This window comes from Pseudomonas sp. NFPP02, from assembly GCF_900119355.1.
GTDB lineage: Bacteria > Pseudomonadota > Gammaproteobacteria > Pseudomonadales > Pseudomonadaceae > Aquipseudomonas > Aquipseudomonas paracarnis.
On sequence record NZ_FPJI01000009.1, the window covers coordinates 275,883 to 286,522 of the forward strand.

Annotated in this window: 9 protein-coding genes; 2 read left to right on the forward strand and 7 right to left on the reverse strand. The window is 61.2% G+C overall.

Annotated elements, in window-relative coordinates:
* Positions 1-10: 10 nt before the first annotated feature.
* The 3 genes from BT204_RS17835 to plsB are packed head-to-tail and all read right to left on the reverse strand — an operon-like array spanning position 11 to position 3,700.
* Entirely contained in the window at positions 11-700 is a 690-nt protein-coding gene (locus BT204_RS17835) for a DUF4197 domain-containing protein (protein ID WP_072447677.1), read from the reverse strand.
* A 27-nt stretch (positions 701-727) separates the two neighbouring features.
* Entirely contained in the window at positions 728-1,129 is a 402-nt protein-coding gene (locus tag BT204_RS17840) for a YbaY family lipoprotein (protein ID WP_072447679.1), read from the reverse strand.
* A gap of 51 nt (positions 1,130-1,180) precedes the next feature.
* Positions 1,181-3,700 carry a glycerol-3-phosphate 1-O-acyltransferase PlsB gene (plsB, locus tag BT204_RS17845; RefSeq protein WP_072447681.1) on the reverse strand — a complete coding sequence of 840 codons (2,520 nt, stop codon included), beginning with the start codon at positions 3,698-3,700 and terminating at the stop codon, positions 1,181-1,183.
* Positions 3,701-3,880: 180 nt separating this feature from the next.
* On the opposite strand from plsB, the gene BT204_RS17850 reads away from it, so the two are divergent.
* Complete coding sequence (locus tag BT204_RS17850; protein WP_034126819.1) at positions 3,881-4,090, forward strand: cold-shock protein; 210 nt, start codon at positions 3,881-3,883, stop codon at positions 4,088-4,090.
* Positions 4,091-4,209: 119 nt separating this feature from the next.
* Here the strand turns inward: BT204_RS17850 and BT204_RS17855 are convergent, their stop codons facing one another.
* The 4 genes from BT204_RS17855 to BT204_RS17870 form a co-directional block, all read right to left on the reverse strand.
* Positions 4,210-4,587: a hypothetical protein gene (locus BT204_RS17855; RefSeq protein ID WP_014717220.1), complete on the reverse strand. Its 378-nt coding sequence runs from the start codon at positions 4,585-4,587 to the stop codon at positions 4,210-4,212.
* A gap of 54 nt (positions 4,588-4,641) precedes the next feature.
* Positions 4,642-5,451, reverse strand: coding sequence for a putative RNA methyltransferase (locus BT204_RS17860; RefSeq protein WP_057975999.1), 810 nt, complete (start codon positions 5,449-5,451; stop codon positions 4,642-4,644).
* On the reverse strand, positions 5,451-6,602 hold the full coding sequence (dapE, locus tag BT204_RS17865; protein WP_072447683.1) for a succinyl-diaminopimelate desuccinylase: 1,152 nt from the start codon (positions 6,600-6,602) through the stop codon (positions 5,451-5,453). The genes BT204_RS17860 and dapE overlap by 1 nt, the downstream gene beginning before the upstream one ends.
* Positions 6,603-6,826: 224 nt before the next feature.
* Positions 6,827-9,418: a glycosyltransferase gene (locus BT204_RS17870; RefSeq protein WP_034126823.1), complete on the reverse strand. Its 2,592-nt coding sequence runs from the start codon at positions 9,416-9,418 to the stop codon at positions 6,827-6,829.
* Between the two features lie 211 nt (positions 9,419-9,629).
* Between BT204_RS17870 and tcdA the strand changes: the two genes are divergently transcribed.
* Positions 9,630-10,445 (forward strand): tRNA cyclic N6-threonylcarbamoyladenosine(37) synthase TcdA, encoded by an 816-nt coding sequence (gene tcdA, locus BT204_RS17875; RefSeq protein ID WP_034126824.1) that lies wholly within the window; start codon positions 9,630-9,632, stop codon positions 10,443-10,445.
* Positions 10,446-10,640: the final 195 nt, after the last annotated feature.

The following is a 10,640-nucleotide window of genomic DNA, read 5'->3' on the forward strand; positions in this document are numbered from 1 at the left end:
TCGGCAGGTTTTACAGCGCGCCAAATACCTTCTTGGCCAAGCTGGTAGCCGCAGCCGCTGGATTCTTGCGAATCGTTTCTTCCTGCTGCGCAATCATCTTGAACAAACCATCCAGGGCCTGCTCGGTCACGTAGTTCTCAACGTTGGCGCTCTTGGCATCCACCGCGCCAAAGGCCGCGGCCTTGCCGGCCAGGGCGTTGTACTGCTGGGCCACGCCGACTTTGTCGGTGGCGGCCTTGACGATAGGCAGGAACTTGGCGCGAATCTCTTCACGGCTGCTTTTGTTCAGGTACTGGGTGGCGGAGTCCTGGCCACCGCTGAGAATGCCCTTGGCGTCGGTCACACTCATGTTCTTCACAGCGTTGACCAGGATCGGCTGGGCCTGGGTCACGGCGGTTTCTGCTGCTTTGTTCATACTGGTTTCCAGCTGCGTGACCTGGTCACCCATGCCGAACATTTTCAACTTGTCGGCGACTTTGCCGAGTTTGCCCGGCAGGCCGATCTTCACGTCCGGGTTGTTGCTGAAACCACCGGGCTTCCCGAGTTGTTTCACAGCAATCTGTGCACCTTGGGTCAAGGCATCCTTGAGGCCGCCGCTGGCGTCACCCTGGGACAGGCTGCCGAGATCCAGGGCCATGGCGCTGGCGCCGAATAGCAAGCCAGCACACAGGGCGGTGAGGCGAAGAGATTTGCGGAGCATGGGCGCTTCCTTATGAAGTGGGAATGATCAGTGTGCAGCCGCATCCACGCGCAGGCGCAGCGGTTGTGGGTCCTGGCCGTTGAGCTGCACGGTGTGCCGCTCTGTGGTGATAAACAGTAGCTTGCCGTCCAGCTCGATGCGAGCGCTGACCGAGTATGTGTGGCCTGGCTTAACTTGGGCCGGGTCATAGCTCAGGTGAAACGGCAGCGGCACCTGGCCTTTGACCGGGCCTTTCTGTTCGGCGAGGGCCACGGCCGGGGCGTCCATCAGGGACACGTCCTGCAGGCTGACACTCAAGGTGGCGGCTGGCGGCAGGGCGATGCGTTGCAGGTAGAACACTTCGCCGTCGAGGCTGGCCTTCGGGGTTGGGGTCATCGAGTGGCAGGCTCCGAGCAGGGCGGTCAGGCCCAGGAAGATGAGTTTTTTCAAGGTGCGGCTCCTTTTCAACGGCGCCGGAATCCGCCCGGCGCCTCATTCAGTCTAGCGCTTTGCTTCAGGGTTGACGGCAACCGGTTCGGCCGCAGCCTCGGCTGCGCCGTCCACGCGGTGCAAGGCAACCTGGCGGATCGACAGGCGAATATCCGCCGGCAGTACGCGTTTGGCGGCGCCTTCGGCCAGTTCGCCGAGCAGGTCGTGATAGCCCAGCTTGCCGGCTTCATCGCGGCGCAGCACATCTTGCTCCAGCAACGTCTGGATAAAATGTCGGAAAAGACTCTTGTCGAAGAATTCCGGGGCATTGAGGCCGTGCAGGATCGACAGGCGCTGGGCCATGATCGTGCACAGGTCTTCCAGCTCTTCGGCGCTGATGCTGTTCTGGCCGCTGTTGAGCAGTAACGAGATCGCCATGTAGAAACGTTGCAGGGTCTGGGCGATGCTCTTGGACAGCAGCGTCAGCAGCACAAAGTGCCGCGAACTCGGCGCCGGGCGCAGGTATACGGCGTTTTCGAAACGCAGCAGGCCTTGTTCGACAAACGCGTCCAGCCACTGGTCGACCACGCTGTCCAGATCCTCCAGCGACCAACGGATAAACAGCTCCGATTGCAGGTACGGGTAGAGCGCGTGGGTGTAGCGCAGGATCTGTTCGCGGGTCATGCGCGAACTGCTCTGGAAGAAGCTCGCCAGCAACGCTGGCAGGGCGAAGATGTGCAGCACATTGTTGCGGTAGTAGGTCATCAGGACGGCATTCTGCTCATCCAGATAAACGATTTTGCCCAGGGCGTCGCTCTGTTCGGACAACAGGTTCATGTCCTTGACGTGCTTGATCAGCGCCAGGCCATCGCCCTCCGGCAAAGTGGTATGGGGCGAGTAGGGCACACGACGCAACAGCGCCAGGTACAGGTCCAGCTGGCGGGCCATGGCCTGTTCATCCAGGGCCAGGCGGGTGGTGGACAGCAGGGCCAGCGCCACCAGGTTCACCGGGTTCACCGCAGCGGCTTCGTTCAAATGACGCGCCACCTGTTCGCCGAGGCGATTGGTGGTTTCGTTGAGCCAGGCCGGTTTGTAGTTCGGCCCCAGTTCCTGGGCGCGCCAGTCCGGTTGCTCGGCGTCGAGGAACTCCGCCAGCTTGATCGGCTCACCGAAGTTGACCGCCACTTGGCCGAAGCGCTGCTTGAGCGCGCCGACCACTTTGAAAATATCGAAGATCGACTCTTTCTTCTTGCTCGCGCCACGCAGTTCGCCCAGGTAAGTGCGGCCTTCGAGCACGCGCTCATAGCCGATATACACCGGCACGAACACGATGGGCATGCGCGAGGAACGCAGGAAGCTGCGCAAGGTGATCGCCAGCATGCCGGTTTTCGGTTGCAGCATGCGCCCGGTGCGCGAGCGGCCGCCTTCGACGAAGTATTCCACCGGGAAACCCTTGGTAAACAGGGTGTGCAGGTATTCGTTGAACACCGAGGTGTACAAAGGGTTGCCCTTGAAGGTGCGGCGCATGAAAAACGCACCGCCACGGCGCAGCAGGCTGCCGATCACCGGCATGTTGAGGTTGATGCCGGCGGCGATGTGCGGTGGGGTCAGGCCGTTCTTGAACAGCAGGTAGGACAGCAGCAGATAGTCGATGTGGCTGCGGTGGCAAGGCACGTAGATCACCTCGTAGCCTTGGGCCACCTTTTGCACGCCCTCGATGTTATTGACCTTGATACCGTCGTAGATCTTGTTCCAGAACCAGCTCAATACCACTTCCAGGAAGCGGATCGCGGTGTAGGTGTAATCCGAGGCAATCTCGTTGCCATAGCGCAGGGCCAGGGCCTTGGCTTTTTCCGGGGCGATCTTTTCGCGTTCGGCTTCATCCGCAATGGCTTGGCGTACCAGCGGCATATTGACCAGGCCCTTGACCAGATTACGGCGGTGGGACAGGTCGGGGCCGATCACTGCCGTCTTCAGGTTACGGAAGTGCACACGCAGGATGCGCTGGGCCATGCGTACGGTGCGTTCGTGACCTTTATTGTGCTCGATCAATTCACGCAGGTTGATAGGCGCGGAGAATTGCACGCGAGTCTTGCGCCCCAGGATCAGGATGCTCAACAACCGGCGTAGACGCCCGGTGACCGCCCAGCTGTCGGCGAACAACAGCTTCCACGGGCTGGACTCGCTTTCGGGGGATTGGCCCCAGAACACACTGACCGGAATGATTTGTGCATTCTCTTCGGCGTGGTCGGTGAGGGTGTTGACCAAGCGCGTCAGGGTGGGCGGCGCACCGCGCTTGTCCTGGCGGCCGAGCCAATCCGGATCCGGCGTGAGGTAGAAGAACGCCGCAGGCTCCATCAACGGCCCCACCGACACCGGCAGCACCGGACGTGGCAGGCCAGCCTTGGTGCACTCGGCATCGACCACCGCCAACTCGGTCAGGGAGGGTGATTGCAGGACGTAGAAAACCGGCCGGCTGCGGTCCAGGTTGAGGGTTAGGGACGACTGGTTGATCGTCTCTGAGCGAACCCAGAGGTACAACAGTCGGCGCAAGGTGCCAAACACCAGACGGCGGAACGGGGAGCGGGTCATAGGCGAGCTGCTTCAAGTGGAAAAAACCGAGCAGGCGCTCGGGCGGGTAGTGTGCCGTATTCGCCGAAAATCGGCAAAAAAGCAGCGATGTAAAGTTGAGTTGATGGTTTTTGAGCCTGTCTTATACTCGGCAGTTCAATGCGAGCGACTCAACAATAAAAAACCAGTGGGAGTGAACAGATGTCAACGCGCGAAACCGGCAATGTGAAGTGGTTCAACGATGCAAAGGGCTACGGCTTTATCCAGCGTGAAGATGGCAAGGATGTGTTTGTGCACTACCGCGCCATTCGCGGTGAAGGCCACCGCTCGTTGGCAGAAGGCCAGCAGGTGGAATACGCCGTGGTGACCGGCGAGAAGGGCTTGCAGGCGGAGGATGTGGTCGGCCTGTAACAACTTTGTTTGATCGTTCCCACGCTCTGCGTGGGAACGCCTCTTGTGACGCTCCGCGTCACGCTTTGGGACGCAGAGCGTCCCAGGCTACTTTCCCACGCAGAGCGTAGGAACGATCTTCAGGCGGTCTTCCAGGTGATCTGTTCTTCACCGTCTACGCTGATGCGAATCCAGGTGTCGGCACTTTCTTCACCTTCTTCCTCAACCCAGGTGCCCGGTGCGCAACGCACTTCGACGTTCAGCGCGGCAAACGCGGCGCGGGCGCAGGCGATGTCGTCGTCCCACGGGGTCTGGTCGCTTTCCAGGTACAGGCTGTTCCATTTGCCCACCGCCTTGGGCAGCCAGGTCACCGGCACGCTGCCGGCCTTGCACTTGTAGGTCTGGCCTTTCTGGACCCAATCGGTGCACGGGCCCAGGGCGGCACCCAGCCAGGCGGCGATGGCCTTGTGATCGACGTCGGCGTCCTTCAGGTAAATCTCAATATCGGGTTGGCGCATGGATGTTCCTCGTTGCGGGATTCGAAAATCCATTCGCGGGTGGGTGAACGTCAGTCATTGAAGCACGAAATAATCGTAACGCATCGACACCGTGACCTGCAGCGGCTCGGCCGCCTCGATCACCTCGTGGCGGCGCTCGGCACTGGCCCGCCAGCCGTGGGGCGTCATCGCCAGCAGGTTGGCGCGGTCCTGGGCTTCGGCCAGGCTCAGGGTGAATTCCAGGGTTTCACTGTGAGCAAGGCTCATACCGTCCGGCACCAGGGCCAGGTGTTTGTCGTCGGTGTACTCGCGTACCTCGTCGTAAAGACGCTCGCGCAGTTCCATCAAGTGGCCGCTGGTCGGGCCGACCTTCATCAAACCACCGCCGGGACTGAGCAGGCGCTTGGCCTCTTGCCAGTCCAACGGGCTGAACACGCTGGCGAGGAACTGGCAGCTGGCATCGGCCAATGGCACGCGGGCCATGCTGGCGATCAACCAGGTCAGCGCCGGGTTGCGTTTGCACGCGCGCTTGACCGCTTCCTTGGAGATATCCAGGGCATAGCCATCGGCGTGGGGTAGGGCCTGGGCAATTTGCGCGGTGTAGTAACCCTCGCCACACCCAATGTCGACCCAGCGCTGCGGTGCACGCTCGGCGGCCAGTTCGGCCAGGCGCTTGGCCACTGGCGCATAGTGGCCAGCGTTGAGGAAGTCGCGGCGCGCCTCGACCATGGCCAGGTTGTCGCCTGGGTCGCGGCTGTTCTTGTGCTGCACCGGCAACAGGTTCAAATAACCCTGGCGCGCGCGGTCGAAGCGGTGCCCGGCCGGGCACGCCACGCCGTTGTCCACGGTATTGAGCGGTGCACTGCAAATGGGGCAGGCAAGCATCAGGCGAGCAACTTGATCAGGGTCTGGTAGTAGATTTCGGTCAGCACGTCGAGGTCGCTGGCCAGGATGCGTTCATTGACCTGGTGGATCGTCGCGTTCACCGGGCCCAGTTCGACCACCTGGGTGCCCAACGTTGCAATGAAGCGCCCATCGGAAGTACCGCCACTGGTAGACGCCTGGGTCTCGCGCCCGGTGATCGCCAGGATGCTGGCCGACACTGCATCCAACAGAGCGCCTGGCTCGGTGAGGAACGGCAGGCCCGACAGCGCCCACTCCACGTGCCAGTCCAGGCCATGTTTGTCGAGAATGGCCGCGACGCGTTGTTGCAGGCCCTCGACGGTGGACTCGGTGGAAAAACGGAAGTTGAACACCGCCGTCAGGTCACCCGGGATCACGTTGGTGGCGCCGGTACCGGAGTTGAGGTTGGAAATCTGGAAGCTGGTTGGCGGGAAGAACGTGTTGCCGTCATCCCAATGCTCGGCAGCGAGTTCGGCCAGCGCCGGTGCGGCCAGGTGGATCGGGTTCTTTGCCAGATGCGGGTAAGCCACATGGCCCTGTACACCGCGCACTGTCAAGGTGGCGCCGAGGGAGCCACGGCGGCCGTTCTTGACCACGTCGCCCACCAGGCTGGTGCTCGACGGTTCGCCGACGATGCACCAGTCCAGGCGCTCGTTGCGTGCGGCCAGGCGTTCGATCACGGCCTTGGTGCCGTGGTGCGCCGGGCCTTCTTCGTCGCTGGTGATCAGGAAGGCGACCGAACCCTTGTGGTCCGGGTAGTCGCTGACGAAACGTTCCGCCGCCACCAGCATCGCCGCCAGGCTGCCTTTCATGTCCGCCGCCCCACGGCCGCAGAGCATGCCGTTGTCATCGATCAACGCATCGAACGGGTCGTTCTGCCAGGCCTGTACCGGGCCGGTCGGCACCACGTCGGTGTGACCGGCAAAGCACAGCACCGGGCCTTCGTGCTTGCCGTGGGTGGCCCAGAAGTTATCCACATCTTCGATGCGCATCGGTTCAAGCGCAAAACCGGCGTCGCCCAGGCGCTGCATCATCAGCTTCTGGCAATCGGCATCGATCGGCGTGACCGACGGGCGACGGATCAGGTCGATGGCAAGTTGAAGGGTCGGCGAAAGGTCGGCATGGGCCGTCATGGGGGGAACTCCGGAAATCGAGGCGGCGACGTTCTAACTGTAGGAGCGAGCTCGCTCGCGAAAAACTCAAGGGCACCGCGTGCATTCAGGATGCCCGCGTTATCGTTAACGATTTTCGCGAGCAAGCTCGCTCCTACAGTGATGGGTGTAAGGCACGCAAAAGGGCCGTTATCTTATAGCAAAACGGCGGCCAAGGGCCGCCGTTTAGTGCATCGCGTGACTTTTTACGCCGCCGGCGCAGCCTCAGGCGCCGTCGAAGGTTTGGGCAGCGACGACAAGAACGCCATGATCAGCGCCGCCACATACGGCAGCGACTGCACCAGCAACATCACCACCCAGAAGCGAATGTCATTGCTCGGCAGGCCTTGCACCAGGTAGATCCCCAGCGCCGCGCCCCATAGCAGCAGCATGATGAACATTTCTTCGCGGGCTTCGGAAATCGCCACCCAGAAGCCGTGGTTATCCGCGTTTTTCGGTGTACGAAAGAACGGAATGCTGCTGGTGAAGAAGCCGTACAACACCGCTTTGGCGATGGTATGAGACAGCGCCAACCCGGCCAGTGCCGCGCAGAACGCATCTTTCAAGTTCACACCTACCGCACGACGATAGAGGAAGATGATCTTGCCGACTTTGAACACAAACAACGCCAACGGCGGGATCGCGAAAATCAGCAATGGCGGGTCGACCCGAGTCGGCACGATGATCATCGCCGCAGACCACAACAGGGCGCCGACGGTAAAGAAGATGTTCATGCCGTCGGCCACCCACGGCAACCAGCCCGCAAGGAAGTGGTAGCGCTGGCCACGGGTCAGTTCGGTGTCTTTACCGCGCAACAGGCTGGCGGTGTGGCGCTTGATGATCTGGATCGCGCCATAGGCCCAGCGGAAACGCTGTTTCTTGAAGTCGATAAAGGTATCCGGCATCAAGCCCTTGCCGTAGCTGTCGTGGTAGTACGCCGCCGACAAGCCTTTTTCGAACACGCGCAGGCCCAGTTCGGCGTCTTCACAGATGCACCAGTCGGCCCAGCCCAGCTCTTCGAGCACCGAGCGGCGGGTCATGGTCATGGTGCCGTGCTGGATGATCGCGTCACGGTCGTTACGGGTGACCATGCCGATATGGAAGAAGCCTTTGTATTCGGCGTAGCAGAGCTTCTTGAAGGTGCTTTCGTTCTGGTCGCGGTAATCCTGGGGCGACTGCACTACCGCGATTTTCGGGTCGGCGAAGTGCGGCACCATGTGCTTGAGCCAGTTCGGCGATACGCAGTAGTCCGAGTCGATCACTGCGATCACTTCGGCATCCTTGGCGGTGTGCGGGATCAGGTAGTTCAGCGCGCCGCCCTTGAAACCGGCCAGGGGCGCGACGTGGAAGAACTTGAAGCGCGGGCCGAGGGTTTCGCAGTAGTCGCGCACCGGCTCCCACACCGCCGGGTCCTTGGTGTTGTTGTCGATGATCAGGACTTCGTAGTCCGGATAGTCGAGGGCGGCAAGGGCGTCGAGGGTCTGCTTGACCATTTCCGGTGGCTCGTTGTAGCACGGCACGTGGATCGACACTTTCGGGCGGTAGTCCGAGTCGCCTTCCACGGGCAGGAATTCACGCCGACGCTTGTGGGTCCACACCGCTTCTGCCAGCTCATGGGCTTCGGTCAGCAACACAATGAACACGCCCAGGGCGCCGAGTGCCAGCAACACCCCGACCGTCACGCTGAACCACGTGCTGTATTGCTGGCTGTAGTCGTAGCCGATCCAGACCAGCACCGACCCGCACAGGAACGCAATGAAGGTCAGGAAGGTACGGCCCCGCTGGCGCAGGGCCGAGCCGTCGATCATCAACAGGGTCAGGGACAGCAGCGCAAGCACCACCGAACCGATGGCCAGTACCCGCCATTGCGGAATCGCCACCACCGGGCCGTCAAAATTGAATTTCTGCTGGCGCGCGGCATTGAATACACCCCAATACGCACCCGCCGACCCTTCGTCGCTGACCTTCCACGGCTGGTCGAAGGCCTCGATCACAAAGTAGTTGTAACCCTGGCGGTTGAGCTTGTTGACCAGCGTACGCAGGTAAATCGCCTGGTCGGCCGGCGACGACTCATTGCCACCGCGCATACGGCCGTTGCTCGGCCAGCCCACTTCCGATAGCAGCAGTGGCTTTTTCGGGAAGGCTTTCTTCAGGTCCTTGGCGCGGTCGAGAACGTACTGGCCGGCCTTGTCCATTGGGATGTATTCCCAGAACGGCAGGATGTGCGCGGCGATCAGGTCGACGTGCTTGGCCAGTTGCGGGTTCTTTTCCCAGATGTGCCATTGCTCGGAGGTGGTCACCGGGACTTTCACGGCGGCGCGCACGCGGTCGAGCAGCACGATCAGGGCTTCGGGGGTGATTTCTTCACGGAACAACGCTTCGTTGCCCACCACTACGCGCACGACGCTGCGCGAGGTGTTGGCGATCTCGATAGCGCGCTGGATCTCCCGCTCGTTACGCTCAAGGTCCGGGCTGATCCAGATCCCCAGGGTCACGCGCAGGCCAAACTCTTCGGCCAGCTTGGGTATATCCCCCAGGGGGCCGTCCACCGAGTAGGTACGGATGTTGTCCGTCAGCTTGCTCATGATCGCAAGGTCCTGACGCATCTGTTCGTCGGTAGGGTACTGGCCTTTCTGCGGGTACTGGCCTTGCTGGAACGGCGAGTAGGAAAAACCGGAGATCTGATCGGGCCAGTTGGGAGCGGTGACCGGGCGGTTGATCAGCGCCCAGAAACCGGTGAACAGCGCGGCAATTGCCAGCACCACCACCAGGTTGAGTCCAAATTTACGCGATGCCATGGTTATGTCGGGTTCCAAAGGGTGCGGAACGAAAGAGGTGTCGGCCTGCGCCGAACGGCGCGCATCCTACACTGGCGCTTCCCTGAGCGTACAGCAGACAGAGAAAAGCCGGACGTTAGTCTGCGAAACTCCATCTAAGTTCTTCACTTGTAACTTGTAGCTTAAAACTTGCCGCTCCGTAGCCCTATAATGCGCGCCGGTTTTTGGGGTAATGATGATGAGTACAGAAGATCCGCGGTTTGCAGGCGTCGCCCGCTTGTACGGGCTTGAGGGCCTGGAGCGCTTGAAAGCGGCCCATGTGGCGATTGTCGGCGTCGGCGGCGTGGGTTCCTGGGCGGCGGAAGCGATTGCCCGCTGCGGGGTGGGCGAGATTTCGCTGTTTGACCTGGACGATGTCTGCGTCAGCAACAGCAACCGCCAGTTGCATGCCTTGGACAGCACCGTGGGCAAGCCCAAGGTCGAAGTGATGGCCGAGCGTTTGCGCGGTATTAATCCTGAGTGCACCGTGCACGCGGTGGCAGACTTCGTCACCCGCGACACCATGGCCGAGTACATCACCCCGACTATCGACTGCGTGATCGACTGCATCGACGCGGTCAACGCCAAGGCGGCGCTGATTGCCTGGTGCAAGCGTCGCAAGATCCAGATCATCACTACTGGCGGTGCCGGCGGGCAGATTGACCCCACGCTGATCCAGGTGTGCGACCTGAACCGCACCTTCAATGATCCGCTGGCGTCGAAAGTACGCTCTACCTTGCGCCGCGATTATGGCTTCTCGCGCACGGTGACCCGCCATTACAGCGTGCCCTGCGTGTTTTCCACCGAGCAACTGCGCTATCCCAAGCCCGATGGCAGCATCTGTTTGCAGAAGAGTTTTGTCGGTGATGGCGTGAAGCTGGACTGCGCCGGAGGGTTTGGCGCAGTGATGATGGTCACGGCCACGTTCGGCATGGTGGCGGCGACCAAGGCGGTGGACAAGATTGTGGCGGGAGTGCGCAGGCCGTCGGAGCGCATCAAACCCAGCTAAATCTCATTGCCGAATATAGATCCAAATTGTGGGAGCTGGCTTGCCTGCGATAGCGGTGTGTCAGCCACTGAAAATACTGACTGATTCGCCGCTATCGCAGCATAGGTATCTACACAACTTCGGCACGACGCTAAATCTGTGGCGAGGGAGCTTGCTCCCGTGACGGCCTGGCAGCCGACACAGATATAACTGATG

Bases quoted from the DNA above. Each gene is read 5' to 3' on its own strand.
- BT204_RS17835 (WP_072447677.1), bottom strand. From the start codon at position 700: ATGCTCCGCAAATCTCTTCGCCTCACCGCCCTGTGTGCTGGCTTGCTA.
- plsB (WP_072447681.1), bottom strand. From the start codon at position 3,700: ATGACCCGCTCCCCGTTCCGCCGTCTGGTGTTTGGCACCTTGCGCCGA.
- BT204_RS17850 (WP_034126819.1), top strand. From the start codon at position 3,881: ATGTCAACGCGCGAAACCGGCAATGTGAAGTGGTTCAACGATGCAAAG.
- BT204_RS17855 (WP_014717220.1), bottom strand. From the start codon at position 4,587: ATGCGCCAACCCGATATTGAGATTTACCTGAAGGACGCCGACGTCGAT.
- BT204_RS17860 (WP_057975999.1), bottom strand. From the start codon at position 5,451: ATGCTTGCCTGCCCCATTTGCAGTGCACCGCTCAATACCGTGGACAAC.
- dapE (WP_072447683.1), bottom strand. From the start codon at position 6,602: ATGACGGCCCATGCCGACCTTTCGCCGACCCTTCAACTTGCCATCGAC.
- BT204_RS17870 (WP_034126823.1), bottom strand. From the start codon at position 9,418: ATGGCATCGCGTAAATTTGGACTCAACCTGGTGGTGGTGCTGGCAATT.
- tcdA (WP_034126824.1), top strand. From the start codon at position 9,630: ATGATGATGAGTACAGAAGATCCGCGGTTTGCAGGCGTCGCCCGCTTG.